Here is a 25,721-nt window from a genome sequence, read left to right as displayed (position 1 = left end):
CCTCACGCAAAAAGCCGCTGATTGCTCAGCGGCCCTGGTTTTGTCGGGTGTTACTGCGCACCTTGCTTGTCGATCAGCGCGGCGAGCATTTCGTACTCTTCGCCCGTCAGATCGGTCAGCGGTGCCCGCACAGGGCCTGCGTCATAGCCTGCGATTTTCGCCCCGGCCTTGACGATGCTCACGGCGTAACCGGCCTTGCGGTTACGGATGTCCAGGTACGGCAGGAAGAAGTCGTCGATGATCTTGCCGACGGTGGCGTGATCTTCGCGAGCAATGGCGTGGTAGAAATCCATCGCGGTTTTCGGGATGAAGTTGAACACCGCCGAGGAGTAAACCGGCACGCCCAGCGCCTTGTAAGCCGCTGCGTAGACTTCAGCGGTCGGCAAACCGCCCAGGTAGCTGAAGCGATCACCGAGGCGGCGACGGATCGACACCATCAGCTCGATATCGCCCAGGCCATCCTTGTAACCGATCAGGTTCGGGCAGCGCTCAGCCAGACGTTCCAGCAAAGGAGCGGTCAGGCGGCAGACGTGGCGGTTGTAAACCACCACGCCGATTTTTACCGATTTGCATACCGCTTCAACGTGGTTGGCAACACCGTCCTGGCTGGCTTCGGTCAGGTAGTGCGGCAGCAGCAACAGGCCTTTGGCGCCCAAACGCTCGGCTTCTTGAGCGTATTCGATGGCTTGACGAGTTGCGCCACCGACACCGGCCAGGATCGGCACGCTGGTTTCGCAAGTGTCGACGGCAGTCTTGATGATTTCCGAATATTCGCTGGCCGCCAGAGAGAAAAACTCACCGGTGCCGCCCGCGGCGAACAATGCCGAGGCGCCGTATGGGGCCAGCCATTCGAGACGTTTGATATAGCCCGCGCGATGGAAATCGCCCTGAGCATTGAAGTCGGTGACCGGGAATGACAGCAGGCCGGAAGAGAGGATGGACTTCAGTTCTTGTGGATTCATTATTCGAACCCCCTGGGTAACAAGTTGTGTGAGATACCGTTCAGCCTTCGCCGAAGTTGTAGGTCATCGTACAACTAAAGATGCAACCGTCAACTGCATTTCATCGCGAGCTGCAAAATTTGCGTCGGAAAAAGTAATTTCTTGACGTAGGAAAGTTCTCATCTATGATCCATACAACTGTATATACATACAGCTAATTTGATTCTACCTACGACATATCAAGGAGCTGAAATGTCAGGTCTACACACGCAATCGAAGGAAAATACTCGACAGATCATTGCCGATCTGGATGATCTTTTTACCGAGCAGGGCATCGCTATTTCTGGCGACGGCGACACGCTTAAACTCACCGCCGGCAGCCATCACGACCTCAAACATCAGCGCCAGGGCCTGCTGCCGACGTCACCGGAAAATGCACTGAAAGGCGCGCCCCAGTTGAGGTTTGAGGGTGCAGAACATACTGCGATCGGTGACAGCACCTTGCTGCGCTTCGTCAAGGATGCACCTGCCATACCGGCCTCTCAGGTGGAGTTTCACCTGCCCAATGGCCTGGCATTGACCTATGGACAAGTGATTGCGCTGGGGGGTGATTTTTATGGAATTCCCGATCAACCGATCTGCGAAGGCGCAACAGCCGCAGACCGAATCCAGCGCTTTACCAACGCCTTCAACTCCCTGGCGGTACTGCCGACCTCAAACGCCGAGGCAAAGTTGATCCTCGGTGTCATGCAGAAGGAAATCGCCGCCATCAATCAAGCGATCAGGGACGGTAAACAGCCTCACCAGGCTTATGACGCCTTGGGTGATACGTTGTCGGAAGAGTGGAACAAGATCACCGGCGGCGGCAGTTTCGTCTCGGCGCTGTTCCCTTTGGGGCGTTATCTGAAGCTGGCCGCCAACAATGCCGACCACTTTGCCGAATGGGCGTTGCTGGCCTATATCGCCGGGCACACGGCAGCGCTGCAACAAGCAGTACTGGCTCACAACAGCGGCGATGAAAAGCAGTTGGAGCTGGCCTATGCGATGAACGCTTTTGCCGATCACTCCCTGACCGACCTGTATTCCGCCGGCCATTTGCGAGTACCGCGCAAACAGTTGGCGGCAGTGGTTACGCCAGGTGATCTCGGTTCGCTGATTACCCGCTTCATGCACGATGAAGACAGCAAGTTCGGCCTCAACGTGCGCAACGGCAACGGCGATCGTTGGCACGCCTATGGCGACAAGCGCTACTTCGACACCATCGACAGCGCCAATCGCGCCCAGGTGAATCAAGCGGTTCAAGTGTCTGCGGATGAAGTGTTCGCGGCGTACCTCGGTGGCACCGCCCCGTCGGCCGGCAGCTTCGCTGCTTTGAAAAGGCTGCCCGACCTGCAAGCGGTACTGAACCCGGCAGGCAATTTCTCGCCACTGTTCAAAGTCGAGGGCAATAAGGTGTTGCGGCGCAAAGACGTCAACAACCTCAACGACACCGCCACCGTTGACGACTGGTGGGGCTGGAGCACTTATCTGCTGCTCAAGGACTACCAACCAACCGGCGTGCTGAATTCAGCGGCCAATGCCTGATAAGGAGATCACTGATGACTATCAAATTGAAACTGGAACTGGCTTCGGGCCAGTCTCTGAAAGGCGCGCCGCTGGAGTTGCTGTCCAAAGGCTTGCCGATTGCCCGGGCGGTTGTGGATGAACGCGGGAACATAGCGTTCAACACCAGGCCTGGGGCCGTTGAGCTGGCCGTGAGGGTCGACCATTCGATTTTGAGGACTGTGACTGAGGTAGTGGCGAGACGAGGCCCGGCTCTATCGTGAGGGTGCGAGCGCCACGGCCTCTGAAATGATTGGTCAAAATCGCGCTCAGCACGTCATGAATGCGCCACGTACAGTGTGACCGCTGCCATGAATGGATCGTGGCAGACTTCGCACGGAGAGCGATCATCATGACTTTTTCTATCCCGGTTCTTCCCCGGTTCTCGCCTCACGAGTCCGACAAAGCAATCGTAAAACTGTCGAACGTGGGTGATTTCTTGATAGTCCGCGTCCCGGATCCGAACGATATTCCGCCAAATTGGGATGTCTATCCAATCCTTGGGGCGGATACGGAAGAACCCGATTGGGAGGGCCTCGCAGCGCCTACCGGCGCCTGGGATGATGCCAGCGACGATATGGTAAAACTGACAGGGATTGAACTGCGAATCCCCAAAGCAGAGCTGGAGAAATACCAGAACACAGAAATCGAATTGCGCTACAAATTCGCGGATGAGTCGAGTCTGGAGCCGTGTTCGGAGCCTCTGAAACTGTATATCGAAGCCTGACCCCTGTTCGCGCCTGATCGTTTACCGGTCAGGCGTTTTTTTTCAGGGTTGCGCCTGCGCCTCTTCATGGGCCTGGCGCAACCGCTCACGACTATTCGTCAAATGCAAACGCATGGCCGCCCGCGCCGCATCGGAATCCTGGCGTGCAATTGCGTCATAAATCTCTTCGTGCTCGCGGCTCAGGCGGCTCATGTAATGCTGCTGATCATCATGGGCCAGGCGCGCGGAGTTCAGGCGCGTGCGCGGAATGATGCTGGTGCCCAGGTGGGTCATGATGTCGGTGAAATAGCGGTTGCCGGTGGCCAGGGCAATTTGCAGGTGGAACTGGAAGTCCGAAGCCACCGCATCGCTGGCGTGAGAGGCGCTTTCATTCAGCGCGTCCAGCGCCGCTCGCATCAACGCCAACTGCTCAGGGCTGCGACGTAGCGCGGCAAGGCCGGCGGATTCCACTTCCAGGCTGATGCGCAATTCCAGAATCGCCAATACGTCGCGCAAGGTCACCACGGTGGCCGGGTCGATACGGAAACCGCTCGGGCTCGGGGTATCGAGGACGAAGGTGCCGATGCCGTGACGGGTTTCAACTTGCCCGGCGGCCTGCAAACGGGAAATCGCTTCGCGCACCACGGTGCGGCTGACGCCATGGGCATCCATGATCGCCGACTCGGTGGGCAACTTGTCGCCACGTTTGAGATGACCGTCGCGGATCTGCTCGGACAACACCGTCACCAGTTCCTGAGCGAGGCTGCGGCGCTTGCGAGGGAGGCGAGGTGCGTCGATTGGGTTTTCCATGGTGAACGTCTGTCTCGAAGAATTCGGCTGAATCCGCATCATAGCTCAACGCGGTTGTACGATCACCACCGCCCCTTGTGGGAGCGAGCCTGCTCGCGATGGCCTCGACTCGGTTCATCTGATAAACCGCATATTCGTTCATCGCGAGCAGGCTCGCTCCCACAGGGATCTACGGTGTTTATGCGGTCACGGCCTGATCCACCAGATGACCATTCTCGATCCGCACATGCCGTGGGTGGAAACGCTTCAGGCTGCTGCGATGGCCAACGCTGACGATGCTCAGGCCCGGCAACTCATCGATCAATGCCTGATACAGCGACGCCTCATCCTCTTCGTCCATCGCCGAAGTCGCTTCGTCCATGTACAGCCATTGCGGCGCATAAAGCAGTGCACGGGCAAAGGCCAAACGTTGCTGCTCACCCGGCGAGAGCATGCGCTGCCAGTGATTGGCTTCATCCAGACGTGAAACAAGGTGCGGCAAGCGGCAGGTTTCCAGCACGTGGGCATAACGCTCGTGCAGGTAAGTGTCGCCCGGCTGTGGATAACTCAAGGCCTCGCGCAGGGTGCCAATCGGCAGATACGGTTTTTGCGGCAGGAACAGGTAACGCCCCGTCGGAAGGCGAATGCTGCCGTGGCCGGCCGGCCAAAGGTGCCCCATCGCCCGCAGCAACGTCGATTTGCCGCTGCCGGAACGACCGCTGAGCATGACGCGTTCGCCCTCCTCCACGGTCATGTCGGCGTTGGTCAGCAAATGACGACCGTCAGCGAGGTCGAGGCCAAGGTTATGCACCTTCAGCGCCGAGCCCTGATTCTGCACGTCAATGGCCGGCGCGCGTTCTTCGTTGTCGGTCATGGCCTGACGGAAACTCAGCAGACGATCACAGGTGGCGCGCCACTCGGCGAGGTCCTGGTAGGCACTGATGAACCAGCTGAAGTTCTCCTGCACGTTGCCGAACGCCGAGTTGATTTGCATCAGCTCACCGAGTTCGATCTTGCCGGAGAAGTAACGCGGCGCGGCGACCATGAACGGGAAGATGATTGCGATCTGCGCATAACCGGAGGTGAAGAAGGTCAGGCGCTTGGACACTTTCATGATGTCCCAGAAGTTGTGCCAGACCAGCCCGAAGCGGCTGCTCAGTCGACGGTTCTCGTTGGGCTCGCCGTTGTACAGCGCAATGCTTTCGGCATTTTCTCGGACGCGCACCATGGAGAAACGCAGGTCAGCTTCGAAACGTTGCTGGTTGTTGTTGAGGCCAATCAAGCGACGACCGATCATATGTGTCAGCCAACTGCCGACGGCGGCATAAACCAGCGCGCACCAGAACATGTAGCCGGGGATCGTGAAGCCGAACACTTCGATGCTGCCCGACACGCCCCACAAAATGATCGAGAATGACACCAGACTGACGACGTTACGGATCAAACCCAGGCCCAGGCCCAAGGTATTGGTGGTGAACTTGTTGAGGTCTTCGGAAATCCGCTGGTCCGGGTTATCGGTGTAACCGCCCTGCTCCAGCTGGTAGTAATTTTTGTTGGCGAGCCAACGGGTGAAGTGCTTCTCGGTGAGCCACGCCCGCCAGCGAATGGTCAGCATCTGGGTCAGATAGAGCCGGTACACGGCACCGACAATCGCCACCGCCGCAATCCCGCAGAAATACAGAATCAGCCGCCAGAACGCTGCATCGTCCTTTTGCTGCAGAGCGTTGTAAAAATCCTTGTACCAGGTGTTGAACCACACCGAGATGCCCACGCTGACCAGTGACAACGCAATCACCGCGATCAGCAACGTCCAGGCCTTGCCCTTCTCTTCACTACGCCAGTAAGGCGTGATCATCGCCCAGACTTTGCGAAAAAACTGCCCGCGCACAGCATCGTTGACCGCGGAATACTCAGCGTTCTGATTCATGGATAAGGCTCGATAAAGAAAAGAACACACACGAGCCGATCATAAATGATCGGTTCGTGTTATCGCGAGGGCTGGCGATAATCGTTCAGCGTCCGTTCAGCGACGGACCGGACGCTTCTGCAGTTTGCGCTGCAGCGTGCGGCGGTGCATGCCCAAGGCACGGGCGGTAGCGGAGATGTTGCCTTCGTGCTCGGTCAGTACGCGCTGGATGTGCTCCCACTGGAGACGGTCCACGGACATCGGGTTTTCCGGCACCAGCGTGTCGAGGTCGGCGTGCTCGGAGAGCAACGCGGCCAGCACATCATCGGCGTCCGCCGGTTTGCACAGGTAATTGCAGGCACCGCGCTTGATCGCCTCGACAGCGGTGGCAATGCTCGAATAGCCGGTGAGGATCACCACGCGCATTTCCGGGTCAAGTTCGAGCAGTTTGGGCAGCAACACCAAGCCCGAATCGCCGTCCATTTTCAGATCAAGGGCGGCGTAATCCGGGATGTCGGCCTGGGCGATGGTCAGGCCTTCTTCGGCGGAACCTGCTGTGCTGACGCGAAAACCGCGGCGGGCCATGGCGCGGGCCATCACGCGGGTGAAGGTTGCGTCGTCGTCTACCAGCAGCAAATGCGGCAGTTCTTCGCCTTCGACTTGGATCTCGTCACTCATGTTCGTCTCCTCGGGCGACACGGGGCAGGCGCAGCTCGGTAAGCGTGCCACCTTCCTCATGACTGTAGAGTTTCACTGAGCCGCCGGCGCGTGTCACGCTGGCCTTGCTCAAAAACAGGCCCAGGCCGAAACCTTTGCCCTTGGTGGTAAAAAACGGTTTGCCAATCTGCTCGGCAATGGCCAGTGGCACGCCGGCGCCATGGTCGCGAATGCTGATGGTCAAGTCCTCGGCATTCCAGTCCAGGGTCACTTGCAAGCCTTCGGGACAGGCATCGGCGGCGTTGTTGAGCAAATTCAGCAGGGCCTGAGTCAGGTCCGGCGGCGGCGCCATGCGCGGCACGGTCCCCTGGCCCAGACGCTGGAAGCGGTAACTGGCTTCCGGGCGCATCAGGTGCCAACGATTCAGGGCTTCGTCGAGCCAGTCGGTGACGTCTTGCATCTCCACCGCCAAGCGACGATTGGCTTCCGCCGCCCGAACCAACTGCTGCAAGGTCTCTTTGCAGAGTTTGACCTGATCCTGCAGCACGCTCAAATCGTCCTGCAACAGCGGGTCGGGATGGTCCTGACGCATTTCCTTGAGCAACACACTCATGGTCGCCAGCGGCGTGCCCAGTTCGTGGGCGGCACCGGCAGCCTGGGTCGCGACGGCCAGCAATTGCTGGTCGCGCAGGCCTTCTTCGCGACGAATGGCGCGCAATTCTTCCTGACGACGCAGCTCTTCGGCCATGCGGGCGGCGAAGAACGTGATCACTGCTGCCGCCAGGGCGAAGCTCAGCCACATGCCGTAGATCTGCAGGTTCTCGCGCGCGATCGGGAACGTTTCCAGCGGATAGAACCGCGCCAGCAGCAACGTATAAAGCGCCAGGGCGATACCCGACAGAATCACCGAATAGCGCCACGGCAAGGTCACGGCAGCAATGGTCAGCGGCACCAGATAATAAGAGACGAACGGGTTGGTCGAACCGCCGGAGAAGTACAGCAAGGCACTGTGGATAAACAGGTCGCAGGCCAGTTGCACGGCGTATTCGAGCTCGGTTACCGGCCACGACGTGCGCAGACGAATCGCGGTCAGTGCGCAGAGCACCATGGAAAAACCGAGGGTGATCGCCAATTGCAGCCAGGGCAACGGCAGCAGGTCGAACCAATAGGCCAGGCCTACGGAACCGGCCTGAGCGGCCAGCACCAACGTGCGGATGAACGTGAGCCGCCAGAGGTTCTGGCGCGTGGCGGAAGTGATTTGAACGGGGGCGAGCATGAGCTCTCCTGATGAGCGCTCCAGGCGGATCGCACGGAGTATAACCAAGCCACGGGCCTCAGAGGCGAAAGTGCGGCAAACGACCACATGGCAGAAAGGTTTGCTGCGTCTATAAGGACGCCTTCGCGGGCAAGCCTCGCTCCTACGGTCTTTGGGCGTGCAGGAGTTTTATGTACGACGCATTCTGTAGGAGCGAGGCTTGCCCGCGAATGGCCGCGACGCGGTCACCTGCCTTCCATCTGTATAGAAGTTGTAACTGGGCGAACCGGATCATTGAAGCTAGAGTCTGATGGTTTCACGCAGGTTCGGACCTTAACCCCTGCGCACCGTCCAAGGAGCTTTTCATGCACACATTGCGCCGCAGCGCCGCCCTTCTTGCCTTAAGCGTGGGCACCGTCGCCAGCCTCCCGGCCCTGGCCGTCGACGAACTGCATTACAACCAGATCTCCCTGCGCGCCGAAGTCAGCCAAGAAGTGGCCCGCGACCTGATGATCGTGACCCTCTACACCGAAGAGCAAAACACCGACCCGGCCAAACTCGCCGCCGACGTCAGCACCACCATGAACAAAGCGCTGGCCCAGGCTAAAGAAGTCAAAGACATCACCCTGCGCCAGGGCAGCCGCAACAGCTACCCGATCTACGACACCAAAGGCCAGAAAATCACCGGCTGGCGTGAACGCGCCGAACTGCGCCTGGAAAGCTCGGACTTCGCCGCCCTCTCCAAACTCACCGGCGAACTGCTCACCGACCTGAAAATGGGCGGTATGGACTTCGCCATCGCCACCCCAACCCGCAAAGCCAGCGAAGACGCCCTGCTCAAAGAAGCCGTGACCGCCTTCAAGTCCCGCGCCCAACTGGCCACCGACGCCCTGGGCGGCAAGAGCTACAAAATCGTCAACCTGAACCTCAACAGCAACGGTTATCCACAACCGTACATGCGTGGGCCGATGATGATGAAAGCCGCGGGCATGGATTCCGCGCCAGTGACGCCCGAGGTTGAAGCGGGTACCAGCCAGGTCAGCATGACGGCGGATGGGGCGATTGAAGTGTTGATGCAGTGATTCGATAACACGGACAAAAAAACGGCGATCACCGAAGTGAGCGCCGTTTTTTTATTGCCCGTCGTAGGCCAGTCAGCTTTTTTGGCGAACAATCTGCCGCCATCGCGAGCAGGCTCGCTCCCACATTTGATCTGTGGCGTACACAAAGTCCATGTACACCCTCAATCCCTGTGGGAGCGAGCCTGCTCGCGATGAACGATAACGCGGTCTACGCCGGATCGACGTTATCCAACGCTCGGTTCACCGCCAATTCCGCCACCATGATGATCTGCTGAATCGCCAACGCCGTATGACGCTGCGAGCCGATCAGGTCGTTGGCGAAATCGGTGGCCAGGACACTCGCTGAAGCCAACGATTCACAGGCGTGGGCCAGCAGGCTCTCGGTGCCAGCACCCGGGGCGACCATGAACATCGTGCTGGGGCGACGGGGTTTTTCGACGTATTGCGCCGGGGGATCGAGGTAGTAGTCGAGGGCGCGTTTTATGGCTTCGCGGTCTTTGAGTAATTCTTCGGTACGCGAAGCTTCGGCGTTGGGTGTGGTGGTGTTGAAGGGTGGGTCGGGAATTAATTTGTCCATTGAAAAATTTCTCCAGCGTTGGAGCCTCCACTTGCCGCTTCTCACACGGCGAAGAGGTGGCAGCTATGTGCGAGGTGAGAAGACCGGTTATGGACACCCGGCCGGACCGAAGTCCGCCCGCACACAGCCGCCATAACGCATTTGCAGGCAGCTAATAAACTGGCGGCGATTATGCGTGTACAGACACTGGATGACCATAAGTTGCCGGGCTTCTCACACCCGATCGCTGAGTTGTCAGCGACAGCCAAAGGTTATTGGGCCCACGTCCGACCGACAACCTGAAAATTGCGTGGGAAAGGTCTGCGTTCTGACACACCCGTTAAACATTCAAAAGCGGAACGCGGAGCGTCCCTGGCGGCATTCCGACGCGGGAGCGTGGGAACGATCAATCTCGCATCTGACACCAAATTCTCGTCTGACACGGATGACTGTAGGAGCTGTCGAGTGAAACGAGGCTACGATCTGTTGATCTTGAAAATCAACGTCAAAAGATCGCAGCCTTCGGCAGCTCCTACGTGGGTTGTTTACACCCGCGAGGGATTGGTCGGCTGTCAGGTCGTCTTCGCGGGCAAGCCTCGCTCCTACAGTGGAGCGGTGTCCCGCCCGTCTCCACTCGTTGCGAGCCACGGTGTCCACCGACAAACAGCAGCGGGTCAAACTGTACCAACAGGCACAGCAAATCTTGAGCAACAGGCGCCGATTACACCGATTGCGAATTCAACCGTGTTCCAGCCACTGCGCAAGGAAGTGGCCGACTTCAAGATCAGCCCTTTCGGCCTTACCCCATTCTATGGAGTGGGTATAAATAAGTAACACCAAGCGCCAACCGGGTGCGCCAGACACCCGGGTGCCCCTTGCCGGTGCGCGATCTGCACCGTAAAAAACCTGCGCAAACGGTCAAATACATCAGTATTTATACAAATGCGACATTAAGGTACGTTCGTGCCACTGTTTAAGGCTTGTGGCCATTCGGGATCTTGCATTGGGTATGGCCCCTGCATAAGTATCCGCAGGAACGGCTCACGAGGTCGTACCTCAAAAACCAAAAATGACAACAAATCATGAGGCCACCATGCTTAAACACGCGGTCATTCCGTTTTTAGTCGGCGCAAGCTTATTAGCCAGCGCACCTTTCGCAGTCGCTGCGACTAACCTGGTGTTTTGCTCCGAAGGGAGCCCGGCCGGTTTCGATCCTGGTCAGTACACCACCGGAACCGACTTCGACGCCTCTGCAGAAACCATGTTCAACCGCCTGACCCAGTTCGAGCGCGGCGGCACCGCCGTTGTTCCTGGCCTGGCGACCAAGTGGGACATTTCCGATGATGGCCTGACTTACACCTTCCACCTGCGTGAAGGCGTCAAGTTCCACACCACCCCGTACTTCAAGCCGACTCGTGAGTTCAACGCCGACGACGTACTGTTCACCTTTAATCGCATGGTTAACAAGGACGATTCGTTCCGCAAAGCGTATCCGACCGAATTCCCGTACTTCACCGACATGGGGATGGATACCAACATCACCAAGATCGATAAAGTCGACGACCACACTGTCAAGTTCACCCTCAAAGAAGTTGATGCCGCGTTCATCCAGAACATGGCCATGAGTTTCGCTTCGGTTCAGTCTGCCGAGTACGCTGCCCAGCTGCTCAAGGAAGGCAAAGCCGCCGACATCAACCAGAAACCGGTCGGTACTGGCCCGTTTGTGTTCAAGAGCTACCAGAAAGACTCCAACATCCGCTATACCGGGAACAAGGACTACTGGAAGCCTGACGACGTGAAGATCGACAACCTGATCTTCGCCATCACCACCGACCCGTCGGTACGTATTCAGAAGCTGAAAAAGAACGAGTGTCAGATCACTTTGTTCCCACGTCCGGCCGACCTGAAGGCGTTGAAGGAAGACAAAACCCTGAAGGTGCCTGACCAGGCCGGTTTCAACCTGGGTTACATCGCCTACAACGTGATGGACAAGATCAAGGGCAGCGATCAGCCAAACCCAATGGCTCAGTTGAAAGTGCGTCAGGCACTGGACATGGCCGTCAACAAGCAACAGATCATCGATTCGGTTTACCAGGGCGCCGGCCAACTGGCTGCCAACGCCATGCCACCGACCCAATGGTCTTATGACACCACCATCAAGGATGCGCCGTACAACCCTGAGAAAGCCAAAGAGCTGCTCAAGGAGGCCGGCATCAAGGAAGGCACCGAGATCAACCTGTGGGCGATGCCGGTGCAACGTCCCTATAACCCGAACGCCAAGCTGATGGCCGAAATGCTCCAGTCCGACTGGGCCAAGGTCGGCATCAAAGCCAAGATCGTGACCTACGAGTGGGGCGAGTACATCAAGCGCTCCAAAGGTGGCGAAAACGGCGCGATGCTGATTGGCTGGAGCGGCGACAATGGTGACCCGGATAACTGGCTCAACGTGCTGTTCGGTTGCGACTCGTTGCAGGGCAACAACTTCTCCAAATGGTGCGACAAGAAGTTCGACGGCATCGTTAAAGAAGCCAAGCGCACTACCGATCAGGCCAAGCGCACCGAACTGTACAAACAGGCGCAACACGTCCTCAAAGATGCCGTTCCAATGACACCTATCGCTCACTCGACGGTGTTCCAACCCATGCGCAACAACGTGCAGGACTTCAAGATCAGCCCGTTTGGCTTGAACTCCTTCTACGGCGTCAGCGTCAGCAAATAAGGTTTGGCAACGGCGACGTTATTCACGTCGCCGTTGTTTTATCTGCCGAGAAAGTAGGAATTAACTGACAGCCAAATCCGCTGCGTACCACAGCAGAGGTTTAGGACGCGTCGCCTTTTCCTACGAGTCTTTCAGACTCTACACATTTACTGCCAGACCCACGGCTCATACCGTCGGGACCTGACCAGTTCATGCGTGGGCTCTCGGTAATCGCTGCACGCGATGGTTTGAGATCAATGAGGCCTCAGCGTCCCTGGACGGGACCCGGCTCATTGATAAAACACTAAACAAGAGGGAGCGTCATGCGCCATACCTTGGTTTTATCCGCATTGCTGGGCACCGGCCTGCTGGCCGTCACTTCCATTAGCCAGGCCGCCAATAACAGCCTGGTGTTCTGCTCCGAAGGCAGCCCGGCGGGCTTCGACACCGCGCAATACACCACGGCGACCGATAACGACGCCGCCGAGCCGCTGTACAACCGATTGGCAGAGTTTGAAAAAGGCGCCACCAACGTCGTACCGGGCTTGGCAACAAGCTGGGATATTTCCGGGGACGGCCTCAAGTACACTTTTCACCTGCGCGAAGGGGTGAAATTTCACACCACCAAATACTTCACGCCGACTCGCGATTTCAACGCCGATGACGTGCTGTTTACCTTCAATCGCATGCTCGATCCACAGCAACCTTTCCGAAAGGCTTATCCAACCGAGTTCCCGTATTTCAACGGGATGAGCCTGAACAAGAACATCGCGAAGGTCGAGAAGACCGGGCCGCTGACCGTGGTGATGACGCTCAACAGCGTCGACGCCGCATTCATCCAGAACATCGCCATGAGCTTCGCCGCGATCCTGTCCGCCGAATACGCCGACCAGTTACTGGCCTCCGGCAAGCCGAGCGAGATCAACCAGAAGCCGATCGGCACTGGCCCGTTCGTGTTCAAGAGCTACCAGAAAGATTCCAACATCCGTTACAGCGGCAACAAGCAGTACTGGGACCCGAGCCGGGTCAAGCTCGACAACCTGATTTTCGCCATCAACACCGACGCCTCGGTGCGCGTGCAGAAGCTCAAGGCCAACGAATGCCAGATCACCCTGCACCCGCGCCCGGCCGACGTGACCGCGCTGAAAAACGATCCGAAACTGCAACTGATCGAGAAGCCCGGTTTCAACCTCGGTTACATCGCCTATAACGTGCGGCACAAACCGTTCGATCAGCTCGAAGTGCGCCAGGCGCTGGACATGGCGGTGAACAAGCAAGGCATTCTCAACGCCGTCTATCAAGGTGCCGGCCAACTGGCGGTCAACGCCATGCCGCCGACCCAATGGTCCTACGACGAAACGGTTAAAGACGCCGCCTACAACCCGGACAAAGCCAAGGAGTTGCTCAAGGCTGCCGGTGTGAAGGAAGGCACCGAAATCACCCTCTGGGCCATGCCGGTTCAGCGTCCGTACAACCCCAATGCCAAGTTGATGGCCGAAATGCTCCAGGCGGATTGGGCGAAGATCGGCCTCAAGGTCAAGATCGTCAGCTACGAATGGGGCGAGTACATCAAGCGCACCAAGAACGGCGAGCACGACATCAGCCTGATTGGCTGGACCGGTGACAATGGTGACCCGGACAACTGGCTCGGCACGCTTTACAGCTGCGATGCCATTGGCGGCAACAACTACTCGATGTGGTGTGATCCGGCTTACGACAAGCTGATCAAGCAGGCCAAGGTCGTCACCGACCGCGACCAGCGCACCGTGCTCTACAAACAGGCGCAGCAGTACCTCAAGCAGCAGGTGCCGATCACGCCGGTCGCCCACTCGACGGTCAACCAGCCGTTGAGCGCCAAAGTCGAAGGATTCAAGGTGAGTCCTTTCGGCCGTAACGTGTTCTCGGGCGTCGGTATCGACCAATAACCGATTAGCCAAAACGCTGGGGGCGGATTCCGTCCCCACGCAAGCGTATTGCCGTAATTTGCCAATCTGGCCTATAGCAAACGCTTGCGATGCCTGCATGAGTTGCAAACCAAATAGCCGGATCACCGAAAAAGACCGGCATTAAAAAAAAAGAAAGCAAGGAGCTTCACCCATGAAACTGAGCAGCACCGCGTTATTGGCCTTGGCCATCAGCAGCGTGACCGCCACGGCGTACGCTGAATCCCAGAGTCAGGCTTTCACCCCGGTTACCGTGAAAGAGAAAAGTGCTCAGAGTGAAGCCACGGGCTTTGTCGAAGGCCAATCGATCAGCGGGAGCACGCGTAACTGGTATGCCAACGAACAACTGAAGCGCGGCGCCAAGTTCCGTTACAACAAAGACGGCTCATTGCAAACAACGGACCGTCGTATCAACTGGGTTCAGGGCACCATTCTCAAGTACAACTCGGGCTTCACGGAAGGTACTGTCGGTTTCAGCACTGAAGTCGCGGCTTACAATGCCATCGCCCTGGAACGTGATCGCAAGAATCTTGCGTCTGCCAATGGCGGCACACCGATTCCTGGCGTTGGCGGCCTTGGCAACAACCGCACCCTGACCAAGGACGGCGGTGACGCTGAAGGTCAGTGGAGCAAGGTGGGTCTGGCCAACATCAAGGCCCGTATCTCCAACACCACCCTGACCGCTGGCCGTCAGAACTTCAGCAGCCCGCAAGTAGATGTCATCGGCAACCGTCCGCTGCCTTCGAGCTTCCAAGGCGTCTCGATCCACAGCGAAGAGCTTACCAACCTGAGCTTCGACGCTGCGACCTTTGATCGTGTTTCGCCACGAAGCGAACAAAGCCTGAGCAAATTCCGCAGCGAATACACCGATACCCTCATCGAAATCGATCACGTCAATACGCTCGGTGTTACCTACCAGCCGTTCGCCAGCCTGACCACCAGCCTGTGGGGCACCCAGGCCGAAGACATGTGGAACCAGTACTACTTCGGCGCCAGCCACGTCTTGGGGGACAGCTCGGTACTGAGCCTGACCACCGGCCTGAACTACTACAAAACCGTAGACGAAGGCAAAGCCGTATTGGGCGACATCGACAACGACACTTACTCCCTGTCGCTCGGCCTGACTCATCAGGCTCATAGCCTGACCTTCTCGTACCAGGAAATTAACGGTAACGAGTACTTCGACTACCTGCACGAAACCAACGGCATCTACCTGGCCAACTCACTGCTGTCGGACTTCAACGGCCCCAACGAGAAGTCCTTCCAGATCGCCTATGGCCTGAACATGGCCGAATACGGCGTGCCAGGCTTGAAGTTCAACATCTACCAGGCGCGCGGCTGGGGTATCGATGGTACTCACTACAAAGGCGGCGCATACGACAGCGTGACGGCGATGGATGGCGAACATCACTACGAATACGGCATTGGTGCTTCGTATGCTGTACAAAGCGGCCCGCTCAAGGCAACTGCCATCCGCGCCACCTACACCGCGCACCGCGCCAGCGAAAACCAGTTGGATGGCAACATCAACGAGTTCCGTCTCGTGACCACCATCCCGTTCAACATTTTGTAAAACGCATGCCTGCGGCTGACTCATGACGAGTCGGCCGTCTGGCTTTTCTGTTCAACCGATTGCAGAGGGCTCTAGATGAAAATGCTTCCCCTACGAGCGGCCATCGCTGCCGCGTTGCTGAGTGTCGCCGTCGGCGTCTCGGCCAAACCCTTGGTGGTCTGTACCGAAGCCAGTCCGGAAGGCTTCGACATGGTCCAGTACACGACTGCAGTCACAGCCGATGCGGTGGCCGAAACCATCTTCAATCGTCTGGCGGACTTCAAGCCCGGCACCACTGAAGTGATTCCGGCACTGGCCGAGTCGTGGGACATCAGCGACGACGGTCTGACCTACACGTTCCACCTGCGCAAAGGCGTCAAGTTTCACACCACCGATTACTTCAAGCCGACCCGCGACATGAACGCCGACGACGTGGTCTGGAGCTTCCAGCGTCAGCTGGACCCGAAACACCCGTGGCACAACAAGTCGAGCGTGGGCTTCCCGTACTTTGAAAGCATGGGCTTCAAAGAACTGCTTAAAAGCGTCGAAAAGGTCGACGACAACACGGTCAAATTCACTCTGACCCGCCGTGAAGCGCCGTTCCTGGCCGACATCGCCATGGCCTTCTCCTCGATCTACTCCGCCGAGTACGCCGACCAGTTGCTCAAGGCCAACAAGGCCGGCGACCTGAACAACAAGCCGATTGGCACCGGCCCGTTCGTCTTCCAGCGTTACGCCAAGGACGCTCAGGTCCGCTTCAAGGCCAACCCGGACTACTTCCGTGGCAAACCACCGGCTGAGTCGCTGATCCTGGCGATCGCCACCGACAACAACGTGCGCCTGCAAAAGCTCAAGGCCAACGAGTGCCAGATCGCGCTGTACCCGAAACCGGATGACATCCCGAGCATCAAGAAAGACACCAACCTGAAGGTTGATGAGCTGAACGCGATGACCGTGTCCTATGTCGCCATGAACACCGCCCGCCCGTACATGAGCGACGTGCGCGTGCGTAAAGCCATCGACATTGCCTTCGACAAGGCTGCGTACGTCAATGCGCTGTTCGGCAAAGGCAATGCGACCGTGGCGGTCAACCCGTACCCGGACACCCTGCTGGGCTACAACCACAAACTGACCAACCCGCCACGTGATCTGGACAAGGCTCGCGCCCTGCTCAAGGAAGCCGGCGTACCGGAAGGCACCACGTTTACCCTGTTCACCCGTAACGGCGGCGGCCCCACCAACCCGAACCCGATGCTCGGCGCACAGATGATGCAGGCCGACCTGGCCAAGGTCGGGATCACGGTCGATATTCGTGTCATGGAATGGGGCGAAATGCTCAAGCGCGCTAAAAACGGCGAGCACGACATGGTGTCCGCCGGTTGGGCGGGCGATAACGGCGACCCGGATAATTTCCTGACGCCTATGCTCAGTTGCGAAGCGGCCAAGAACGGCGAAAACTACGCTCGCTGGTGCAATGAAAAGTTCCAGACGCTGATCGACGAAGCACGGGCTAAAGTGAACCCGGACGAACGCACGGCGCTCTACGAACAGGCCCAGGCCATTTTCAATCAGGACCAGCCGTGGATCAGCATGGCGCACACCCGTATGTTCACCGCGATGCGCACCAACGTAGAGGGCTATCACATTAGCCCCCTCACCACTAATAACTTCGCCACCACCCAGGTGAAGTAGATAAGAAACGCCCGGCATCGCTGACCCCAGCGCTGCCGGGCACGCCTAACCGGCTGATGAGGTACACCACACGATGTTTAGTTTTATTGCCCGCCGATTGGGGTTATTGATCCCCACGTTCTTCGGCATCACCTTGCTGACCTTCGCGTTGATTCGCATGATTCCTGGCGACCCCGTGGAAGTGATGATGGGCGAACGTCGGGTCGACCCCGAAATGCATGCCCAGGCAATGGAACGCCTTGGTCTGAACAAACCGCTGTATGCCCAATACCTGGACTACATCGGCAAGTTGGCCCACGGCGACCTTGGCGAATCCCTGCGTACCCGTGAAAGCGTCTGGACCGAGTTCAGCTCTCTATTCCCCGCGACCCTGGAATTGTCCATGGCCGCCCTGTTGTTCGCCGGCATCCTGGGCCTTCTGGCCGGGGTGATTGCGGCACTCAAGCGAGGATCCCTGTTCGACCATGGGGTGATGGGCATCTCCCTGGCGGGATACTCGATGCCGATCTTCTGGTGGGGCCTGATCCTGATCATGTTCTTCTCGGTGAGCCTGGGCTGGACCCCGGTGTCCGGGCGGATCGACCTGCTCTACGACATCGAGCCGCGCACCGGTTTCATGCTGATCGATACGCTGCTGGCCGATGACGTCGGGGCGTTCTTCGATGCCCTGCATCACCTGATCCTGCCGGCCATCGTGCTCGGCACCATCCCGCTGGCGGTGATCGCGCGGATGACCCGCTCGTCGATGCTCGAAGTGCTGCGTGAAGACTACATCCGTACCGCCCGCGCCAAAGGCCTGTCGCCATCGCGCGTGGTGTTCGTTCACGGTCTGCGTAACGCACTGATTCCGGTGCTGACCGTGGTCGGCCTGCAAGTCGGCACACTGCTGGCCGGTGCGGTTCTGACCGAAACCATTTTCTCCTGGCCCGGCATCGGCAAATGGCTGATCGAAGCCATTGGTGCACGGGACTATCCCGTGGTGCAGAACGGCATCCTGTTAATCGCCTGCCTGGTGATTCTGGTCAACTTCGTGGTGGACATCCTCTACGGCTTTGCCAACCCACGCATCCGTCATCAGCGCTGAGATCAAGACCATGACCACTCTCACTACACCGGTAGCAGTCGATCAAAGCCTGCTGTACCCGTCTCCGTACAAAGAATTCTGGCAAGCATTCTCGAAAAACAAAGGGGCCGTCGCCGGCCTGATGTTCATGCTGCTGGTGGTTTTCTGCGCGATCTTCGCCCCATGGGTCGCACCGCATGACCCAAGCGAGCAATACCGCGACTTCCTGTTGACCCCGCCGGCCTGGCTGGAAGGCGGGCAGATCCAGTTTCTGCTGGGTACCGATGAACTCGGTCGCGACCTGCTGTCGCGTCTGATCCAGGGCTCGCGTCTGTCGCTGCTGATCGGCCTGTCGTCGGTGGTGATGTCGCTGATCCCGGGCATTCTGCTGGGGTTGCTGGCCGGGTTTTTCCCGCGCGTGCTCGGCCCGACCATCATGCGTCTGATGGACATCATGCTGGCTCTGCCGTCCCTGCTGCTGGCTGTGGCGATTGTCGCCATCCTCGGCCCTGGCCTGATCAACACCGTGATCGCCATCGCCGTGGTGTCCCTGCCGTCCTATGTTCGTCTGACCCGCGCCGCGGTGATGGGCGAGCTGAACCGCGACTACGTGACCGCCGCGCGCCTGGCTGGTGCCGGACTGCCACGCCTGATGTTCGTCACCGTGCTGCCCAACTGCATGGCGCCGCTGATTGTTCAGGCCACCTTGAGTTTCTCCTCGGCGATTCTCGATGCCGCGGCACTGGGCTTCCTCGGCCTTGGCGTACAACCGCCAACGCCTGAATGGGGCACCATGCTGGCTTCGGCTCGTGACTACATCGAACGTGCCTGGTGGGTGGTGAGCTTGCCTGGTTTGACCATTTTGCTCAGCGTGCTGGCAATCAACTTGATGGGCGACGGCCTGCGCGATGCGCTGGACCCGAAACTCAAGAACGCCGCCTGAGGAGATTCAAATGTCACTGTTAGAAATCAAGAATCTCAACGTTCGCTTCGGCGACGCCAACGCCGTTCCGGTGGTCGACGGTCTCGACATTACCGTGGAGAAAGGCGAAGTGCTGGCCATCGTTGGCGAATCGGGTTCCGGCAAGTCCGTGACCATGATGGCGCTGATGGGCCTGATCGAGCATCCGGGGATCGTCACCGCCGACGCCCTGAATTTCGACGGCAAGAACATGCTCAAGCTCAGCAACCGTCAGCGTCGGCAAATCGTCGGCAAAGACCTGGCCATGGTGTTTCAGGACCCAATGACCGCGCTGAACCCGAGCTACACCGTCGGTTTCCAGATCGAAGAAGTGCTGCGCCTGCACCTGAAAATGTCCAGAAAGGACGCCCGCAAGCGCGCCATCGAACTGCTGGAAAAAGTGGAAATCCCGGGCGCCGCCAGCCGCATGGACGCCTACCCGCATCAACTCTCCGGCGGTATGAGCCAGCGTGTTGCAATCGCTATGGCGATTGCCGGCGAACCGAAACTGCTGATCGCCGACGAACCGACCACCGCACTCGACGTAACGATTCAGGCGCAGATCATGGACCTGCTGCTGGCCCTGCAAAAAGAGCAGGACATGGGCCTGGTGCTGATCACCCACGACCTCGCGGTCGTGGCCGAAACCGCCCAGCGCGTGTGCGTGATGTACGCCGGCCAAGCGGTGGAAGTCGGTCAGGTGCCACAACTGTTCGACATTCCGGCGCACCCGTACAGCGAAGCACTGCTCAAGGCCATTCCGGAACACAGTCTCGGTGCCGCGCGCCTGTCGACGCTGCCGGGCATCGTTCCCGGTCGTTACGACCGCCCGCAAGGCTGCCTGTTGTCGCCGCGCTGCCCCTACGTGCAGGACAACTGCCGCACCCAGCGTCCGGCCCTTGACCCGAAAAGCAACAGCCTCGCCCGCTGCTTCTACCCGTTGAATCAGGAGGTGGCGTAATGGCCGTCGTACTTACCGCCCGCGACCTGACCCGTCACTACGAAGTGTCCCGTGGCCTGTTCAAGGGTCATGCGACCGTGCGCGCCCTCAACGGTGTGTCGTTCGAACTGGAAGCCGGCAAGACCCTCGCCGTTGTGGGCGAGTCGGGTTGCGGCAAATCCACCCTGGCCCGTGCCCTGACGCTAATCGAAGAACCGTCCTCCGGCTCTTTGAAAATCGCCGGGCAGGAAGTCGCTGGTGCCGACAAGGCTCAGCGCAAGCAACTGCGCAAAGACGTGCAGATGGTGTTCCAGAGCCCGTACGCGTCGCTGAACCCACGGCAGAAAGTCGGTGATCAACTCGCCGAGCCACTGCTGATCAACACCAACCTCAGCGCCTCGGAACGTCGCGACAAAGTCCAGGCGATGATGAAACAGGTGGGCTTGCGTCCCGAGCACTACCAGCGCTATCCGCACATGTTTTCCGGCGGTCAGCGCCAGCGGATTGCCCTGGCCCGCGCGATGATGCTCCAACCGAAAGTGCTGGTGGCGGACGAACCGACCTCGGCGCTGGACGTGTCGATTCAGGCGCAGGTGCTCAACCTGTTCATGGATTTGCAGCAAGAGTTCAACACCGCCTACGTGTTCATCTCCCACAACCTGGCCGTGGTGCGTCACGTTGCCGATCACGTGATGGTGATGTACCTCGGTCGCCCGGTGGAAATGGGGCCGAAAGAGGACATCTACACCCGCCCTCTGCACCCATACACCCAGGCGCTGTTGTCGGCCACTCCGACCATCCACCCGGATCCGGACAAGCCGAAAATCAAGATCGTCGGCGAATTGCCGAACCCGCTGAACCCGCCGTCCGGCTGCGCTTTCCACAAGCGCTGCCCATACGCGACCGAACGCTGCAGCGTCGAAGAGCCGCCCCTGCGTCTGCTCGACACCCGCCAGGTGGCTTGTCACTACGCCGAGCAATTCCTCGACGGCGCAGCGTAACAATGTGGGAGCGAGCCTGCTCGCGATAGCGGTGTATCAGTCGGCATTAATGTCGACGGGTATGACGCCATCGCGAGCAGGCTCGCTCCCACAGGTATTGAGCGGCACAAAATATCTGAAGCGTTGACCACCCCCTTCTGCTTCGATTGCACATCAGTCCGGCAGGAGGGGTTTTCTTTTGTCCCTCATTTACGTTTGCTTGTCTTCCTCATCCTCTTCCTCATCGGCGTCTGGGTCGTCATCGTCTGCTTCGGTCGCAGCGATCATCAGTTCGCTGTGCCCGCCTTGCCCGTTCAAGGCCTGTTTTTCATGGTTCTCACATTCTGCCCACGCCACCGCCGACGTGCCGAGGGACAGCATCACCAAAACCTTAAGCAACAACACAATGCGTTGATAAATACTCATAGTCGATTCCATCCTTTGTGGGGTGACGTGGATGCCTGAAAGGTACTGAGTGAAATTTAGTTCCGATTGACCGGGTTCTCCAGACAGGACGCTACCGGGTAGCAGAAAACCCCGTTGGCAGAGAGATTGGTTTGGAATAAGAGTTATATCCAACCCCACTAACGATGATGCGCCCTGTGGGAGCGAGCCTGCTCGCGATCGCGGACAGCCAGTCGACACATGTCTGAATGCCAGACCGCTATCGCGAGCAGGCTCGCTCCCACAGTGGAATAGTGGTCAATAAAAAAGCCCCGAGGCTTACGCATCGGGGCTTTGGGTGTTACAGCTCAGCGATTAGTGATGCTCACGCGTCGCACGGAATTTCACATCCGGCCAGCGCTCTTCCATCAGCGCCAGGTTGACCCGCGTCGGGGCCAGGTAGGTCAGGTGACCACCGCCATCGACCGCAAGGTTTTCCACGGCCTTGACCCGGAATTCCTCGAGCTTCTTCTTATCGTCGCAATCAATCCAGCGCGCGGAATAAACAGTGATCGGCTCATACGAGCACTCGACCTTGTATTCCTCTTTCAAACGGCTGGCGACCACATCGAACTGCAGCACACCGACGGCGCCGAGGATGATGTCGTTGCTGCGCTCGGGGAAGAACACCTGGGTCGCGCCCTCTTCCGCCAATTGCTGCAAGCCCTGACGCAGTTGCTTGGATTTCAGCGGATCACGCAGACGCACGCGACGGAACAGTTCCGGGGCGAAGTGCGGAATGCCGGTGAAGCCCAGGACTTCGCCTTCGGTGAAGGTGTCGCCGATCTGGATGGTGCCGTGGTTGTGCAAACCGATGATGTCGCCGGCAAACGCTTCTTCCAGCTGCTCACGCTCAGAGGAGAAGAAGGTCAGCGCATCGCCGATCCGCACGTCTTTGCCGGTGCGCACGTGGCGCATTTTCATGCCTTTTTCGTATTTGCCGGAGCAGATACGCATGAAGGCGATTCGGTCGCGGTGTTTCGGGTCCATGTTCGCTTGAATCTTGAACACGAAGCCGGCGAATTTCTCTTCAACCGGTTCCACGGTGCGTTCGTTGGCGACACGGGCCAGCGGTTTCGGCGCCCAGTTGACCACGGCGTCGAGCACGTGATCGACACCGAAGTTGCCCAGTGCGGTACCGAAGAACACCGGCGTCAGTTGGCCGTCGAGGAATTCCTGTTGATTGAATTCGTGGCAGGCGCCCTGCACCAGTTCCAGCTGATCAACGAAGCGATCGTACTCGTCGCCCAAGTGCGCGCGGGCTTCATCGGAGTCGAGCTTCTCGATGATTTTTACGTCGGTGCGCTCGTGGCCGTGACCAGCGGTGTAGACGATGATGTAGTCGTCGGCGAGGTGATAAACGCCCTTGAAGTCACGGTAGCAACCGATCGGCCAGGTGATCGGCGCCGCCTTGATCTTCAGGACCGCTTCGATTTCGTCGAGCAGTTCGATCGGGTCGCGGATGTCACGGTCGAGCTTGTTGATGAAGCTGACGATCGGCGTGTCACGCAGACGGCAGACGTCCATCAGCGCGATGGTCCGTGGCTCTACACCCTTACCGCCGTCGAGGACCATCAAGGCCGAGTCCACTGCCGTCAGAGTGCGGTAGGTATCTTCGGAGAAGTCTTCGTGGCCCGGGGTGTCGAGCAGGTTGATCATGTGGTCGCGATACGGGAACTGCATGACCGACGTGGTAATGGAAATACCCCGTTGTTTTTCCATTTCCATCCAGTCGGAGGTGGCATGGCGGTCGGATTTTCGAGATTTCACCGTGCCAGCAATCGCAATCGCCTTGCCCATCAGCAAGAGCTTCTCGGTGATGGTGGTTTTACCGGCATCGGGGTGGGAAATAATGGCGAAAGTGCGGCGTTTCGCGACTTCGGCGGCCTGTTTGGTCATGGGAAATCGCCTGGCAGGTGATTCAAAAAAGGGCGGCGAGTATAGCTTAAAAAGTGACCTACGGACCACCGTGTAGCAGCTGCCGCAGGCTGCGTTAAGGGCCGAAGGACCTTCGTTCGTTTTGGAACGCAAAGGGTCGCTTCGCAACCCGACGCAGCCTTCGGCAGCTGCTACAGGGGTGGCTAAATGCTGTTAATTATGGAACCTTTTAAAAGGTGCAGACGTCCACTCCCCTGTTACGGCACTCGTACCAGGGGCTGAAAAATCAGCAAGTTGGCCTGACGAGGCTGCGCTTATGGCTCGATCTCATGCGGTTTCATCAGCATGAAGAGCTGCTTCTCGCGAACGTTGATAATCCCGGCAGCCAGGAATGGCATGCCCCACGGGACTGCGTTCGCCGACAAAGAAAAAGGAGTCTGCCTGTGGCTATTCGCTATGGCAAAGGGCTGATAGGAGGTGCGGTTGTCGTCGCCCTTCTGGCCCTGCTGATCCACTGGATCGGCATCAACACGATCGAACAGTACCGCGACGATTTGTTGTTTTACCTGCAAGCTCATCTGATTCTCGTCCTCGTTTCCATGCTGGCCGCCCTTGTAGTGGGCATACCCGCCGGCATCTTCCTCAGCCGCCCGACCATGGTTGGACGCGCCGAACGCTTCATGCAGATCTTCAACATCGGCAACACCGTGCCGCCTCTCGCCGTACTGGCCATCGCCCTGGGTATCCTCGGCATCGGCAGCGGTCCGGCAATCTTCGCTTTGTTCCTCGCCTCACTGTTGCCGATTGTGCGCAACACCTATGAAGGCCTGAAAAACGTTCAGGGTTCACTCAAGGAAGCGGCCATCGGCATCGGCATGACACCGACTCAGGTGCTGTGGCGGGTCGAACTGCCGAACGCCGTGCCGATCATCATCGGTGGTGTGCGCGTGGCCCTGGCGATCAACGTCGGTACCGCACCGCTGGCGTTCCTGATCGGCGCCAACAGCCTGGGCAGCCTGATTTTCCCCGGCATCGCCCTGAACAATCAGCCGCAACTGCTGCTCGGCGCGGCCTGCACCGCCCTGCTGGCCTTGCTGCTCGACGGACTGCTGACACTCGCCAGCCGTCTCTGGCTCGAACGCGGCTTGCGCCCGTCTTAAGCCTCGGCAAAGGAATAAACATGAAGACATTTAGCTTTTTACTAGGCTGCGTTCTGCTGTTCGCAGGATTTGCCCAAGCCGCTGAAAAACCCGTGATCCGCATCGGCGCCCGGGTGTTCACCGAACAAACCCTGCTGGCGGAAATCACTTCCCAATACCTGCGCACCAAGGGGTACGAAACCCAGGTGACCGGCGGTCTGGGCAGCAACCTCGCTCGCAGCGCCCACGAAAGTGGTCAGCTGGATTTGATGTGGGAATACACCGGCGTGTCGCTGGTGGCTTACAACCACGTCACCGACAAACTCGACAGCGCTCAGTCTTACGCCCGAGTGAAAGAACTCGACGCGAAAAAAGGCCTGATCTGGCTGACTCCGTCGAAATTCAGCAACACCTACGCCCTGGCCCTACCAGAAAACACCGCGAAGGCTTACCCGCAGATCAACACCATCAGCGAGCTGAACACGGTGCTGCAGGCTGAGGCGAAGACCCATCACCTCGTCGCCCTGGACACCGAGTTCGCCAACCGCTCCGACGGTCTCGATGGCATGGTTGATCTCTACGGCATGAACCTGACCCGCAACAACATCCGCCAGATGGATGCCGGGCTGGTCTACACCGCCCTGCGCAATGGCCAGGTGTTTGCCGGTCTGGTCTACACCACCGACGGTCGCTTGAACGCCTTCAAGCTCAAGTTGCTGGAAGACGACAAACACTACTTCCCGGACTACACCGCCGCGCCAGTGGTGCGTCAGGTTTACCTCGACGCCCACCCGAAACTCGCCGAAGAGCTCAAGCCGCTGGCCGAACTGTTCGACGACGCCACCATGCGCGCACTGAACGCGCGGGTCGATGTCGATCACGAAAGTCCTTCATCCGTTGCTGCAGATTTCCTGCGCCAGCACCCCATCAACTGAGG

Annotated in this window: 22 protein-coding genes and 1 pseudogene; 15 read left to right on the top strand and 8 right to left on the bottom strand. The window is 58.6% G+C overall.

Annotated elements, in window-relative coordinates:
* Window positions 1-50: 50 nt before the first annotated feature.
* On the bottom strand, window positions 51-962 hold the full coding sequence (gene kdgD, locus ACYZT2_RS05435; RefSeq protein WP_461970745.1) for a 5-dehydro-4-deoxyglucarate dehydratase: 912 nt from the start codon (window positions 960-962) through the stop codon (window positions 51-53).
* 231 nt (window positions 963-1,193) lie between these two features.
* On the opposite strand from kdgD, the gene ACYZT2_RS05430 reads away from it, so the two are divergent.
* The 3 genes from ACYZT2_RS05430 (at window position 1,194) to ACYZT2_RS05420 (ending at window position 3,270) form a co-directional block, all read left to right on the top strand.
* Window positions 1,194-2,525 (top strand): phospholipase, encoded by a 1,332-nt coding sequence (locus tag ACYZT2_RS05430; protein ID WP_461970743.1) that lies wholly within the window; start codon window positions 1,194-1,196, stop codon window positions 2,523-2,525.
* A gap of 14 nt (window positions 2,526-2,539) precedes the next feature.
* Window positions 2,540-2,767, top strand: a complete 228-nt coding sequence (locus ACYZT2_RS05425) for a hypothetical protein (protein WP_461970741.1) — start codon at window positions 2,540-2,542, stop codon at window positions 2,765-2,767.
* A 128-nt stretch (window positions 2,768-2,895) separates the two neighbouring features.
* Window positions 2,896-3,270: a hypothetical protein gene (locus ACYZT2_RS05420; protein WP_461970739.1), complete on the top strand. Its 375-nt coding sequence runs from the start codon at window positions 2,896-2,898 to the stop codon at window positions 3,268-3,270.
* Between the two features lie 42 nt (window positions 3,271-3,312).
* Here ACYZT2_RS05420 and ACYZT2_RS05415 read toward each other — a convergent pair whose 3' ends face one another.
* From ACYZT2_RS05415 to ACYZT2_RS05400, 4 genes are all read right to left on the bottom strand, one after another.
* Window positions 3,313-4,059, bottom strand: coding sequence for a FadR/GntR family transcriptional regulator (locus ACYZT2_RS05415; protein ID WP_461970737.1), 747 nt, complete (start codon window positions 4,057-4,059; stop codon window positions 3,313-3,315).
* Window positions 4,060-4,237: 178 nt separating this feature from the next.
* Window positions 4,238-5,965 carry an ABC transporter ATP-binding protein/permease gene (locus ACYZT2_RS05410; RefSeq protein ID WP_461970735.1) on the bottom strand — a complete coding sequence of 576 codons (1,728 nt, stop codon included), beginning with the start codon at window positions 5,963-5,965 and terminating at the stop codon, window positions 4,238-4,240.
* A gap of 96 nt (window positions 5,966-6,061) precedes the next feature.
* Entirely contained in the window at window positions 6,062-6,622 is a 561-nt protein-coding gene (locus ACYZT2_RS05405; protein ID WP_007901386.1) for a response regulator transcription factor, read from the bottom strand.
* Complete coding sequence (locus tag ACYZT2_RS05400; RefSeq protein WP_007901384.1) at window positions 6,615-7,877, bottom strand: ATP-binding protein; 1,263 nt, start codon at window positions 7,875-7,877, stop codon at window positions 6,615-6,617. The genes ACYZT2_RS05405 and ACYZT2_RS05400 overlap by 8 nt, the downstream gene beginning before the upstream one ends.
* A gap of 344 nt (window positions 7,878-8,221) precedes the next feature.
* Between ACYZT2_RS05400 and ACYZT2_RS05395 the strand changes: the two genes are divergently transcribed.
* A complete protein-coding gene (locus ACYZT2_RS05395; RefSeq protein WP_052965606.1) occupies window positions 8,222-8,938 on the top strand; it encodes an SIMPL domain-containing protein in 717 nt (238 codons plus the stop codon).
* 208 nt (window positions 8,939-9,146) lie between these two features.
* Here ACYZT2_RS05395 and ACYZT2_RS05390 read toward each other — a convergent pair whose 3' ends face one another.
* A complete protein-coding gene (locus ACYZT2_RS05390) occupies window positions 9,147-9,515 on the bottom strand; it encodes a DUF6124 family protein (RefSeq protein ID WP_461970732.1) in 369 nt (122 codons plus the stop codon).
* Between the two features lie 619 nt (window positions 9,516-10,134).
* Between ACYZT2_RS05390 and ACYZT2_RS05385 the strand changes: the two are divergent.
* From ACYZT2_RS05385 to ACYZT2_RS05345, 9 genes and pseudogenes are all read left to right on the top strand, one after another.
* Window positions 10,135-10,328 (top strand): annotated as a pseudogene (locus ACYZT2_RS05385) (ABC transporter substrate-binding protein); the annotation flags it as partial.
* A gap of 259 nt (window positions 10,329-10,587) precedes the next feature.
* Window positions 10,588-12,213: an ABC transporter substrate-binding protein gene (locus ACYZT2_RS05380; protein ID WP_461970730.1), complete on the top strand. Its 1,626-nt coding sequence runs from the start codon at window positions 10,588-10,590 to the stop codon at window positions 12,211-12,213.
* Window positions 12,214-12,515: 302 nt separating this feature from the next.
* Entirely contained in the window at window positions 12,516-14,117 is a 1,602-nt protein-coding gene (locus ACYZT2_RS05375; protein WP_461970728.1) for an ABC transporter substrate-binding protein, read from the top strand.
* A gap of 172 nt (window positions 14,118-14,289) precedes the next feature.
* A complete protein-coding gene (locus ACYZT2_RS05370; RefSeq protein WP_461970726.1) occupies window positions 14,290-15,708 on the top strand; it encodes an OprD family porin in 1,419 nt (472 codons plus the stop codon).
* Window positions 15,709-15,783: 75 nt separating this feature from the next.
* The gene (locus ACYZT2_RS05365) at window positions 15,784-17,379 is read left to right on the top strand and encodes an ABC transporter substrate-binding protein (protein ID WP_461970724.1); all 1,596 of its coding nucleotides are present in this window, start codon (window positions 15,784-15,786) and stop codon (window positions 17,377-17,379) included.
* 73 nt (window positions 17,380-17,452) lie between these two features.
* Window positions 17,453-18,463, top strand: a complete 1,011-nt coding sequence (locus ACYZT2_RS05360; RefSeq protein WP_007900379.1) for an ABC transporter permease subunit — start codon at window positions 17,453-17,455, stop codon at window positions 18,461-18,463.
* A 10-nt stretch (window positions 18,464-18,473) separates the two neighbouring features.
* Entirely contained in the window at window positions 18,474-19,385 is a 912-nt protein-coding gene (locus ACYZT2_RS05355) for an ABC transporter permease subunit (protein WP_461970721.1), read from the top strand.
* A 10-nt stretch (window positions 19,386-19,395) separates the two neighbouring features.
* Window positions 19,396-20,364 carry an ABC transporter ATP-binding protein gene (locus tag ACYZT2_RS05350; RefSeq protein ID WP_305423576.1) on the top strand — a complete coding sequence of 323 codons (969 nt, stop codon included), beginning with the start codon at window positions 19,396-19,398 and terminating at the stop codon, window positions 20,362-20,364.
* Window positions 20,364-21,344: a peptide ABC transporter ATP-binding protein gene (locus tag ACYZT2_RS05345; protein WP_461970719.1), complete on the top strand. Its 981-nt coding sequence runs from the start codon at window positions 20,364-20,366 to the stop codon at window positions 21,342-21,344. Before ACYZT2_RS05350 ends, ACYZT2_RS05345 begins: the two co-directional genes overlap by 1 nt.
* Before the next feature lie 189 nt (window positions 21,345-21,533).
* On the opposite strand, the gene ACYZT2_RS05340 is transcribed toward ACYZT2_RS05345, so the two are convergent.
* Window positions 21,534-21,749, bottom strand: coding sequence for a hypothetical protein (locus ACYZT2_RS05340; protein ID WP_461970717.1), 216 nt, complete (start codon window positions 21,747-21,749; stop codon window positions 21,534-21,536).
* 333 nt (window positions 21,750-22,082) lie between these two features.
* Complete coding sequence (locus tag ACYZT2_RS05335) at window positions 22,083-23,666, bottom strand: peptide chain release factor 3 (protein ID WP_007942808.1); 1,584 nt, start codon at window positions 23,664-23,666, stop codon at window positions 22,083-22,085.
* A gap of 422 nt (window positions 23,667-24,088) precedes the next feature.
* On the opposite strand from ACYZT2_RS05335, the gene ACYZT2_RS05330 reads away from it, so the two are divergent.
* Together ACYZT2_RS05330 and ACYZT2_RS05325 are read left to right on the top strand one after the other, a co-directional pair.
* Window positions 24,089-24,805 (top strand): ABC transporter permease, encoded by a 717-nt coding sequence (locus tag ACYZT2_RS05330; protein ID WP_461970715.1) that lies wholly within the window; start codon window positions 24,089-24,091, stop codon window positions 24,803-24,805.
* Between the two features lie 20 nt (window positions 24,806-24,825).
* Window positions 24,826-25,719, top strand: a complete 894-nt coding sequence (locus tag ACYZT2_RS05325; protein ID WP_461970713.1) for a glycine betaine ABC transporter substrate-binding protein — start codon at window positions 24,826-24,828, stop codon at window positions 25,717-25,719.
* Window positions 25,720-25,721: the final 2 nt, after the last annotated feature.

The sequence above is a fragment of the Pseudomonas sp. MDT1-85 genome (genome assembly GCF_054898065.1).
This window is presented reverse-complemented; position numbering and strand designations above follow the sequence as displayed.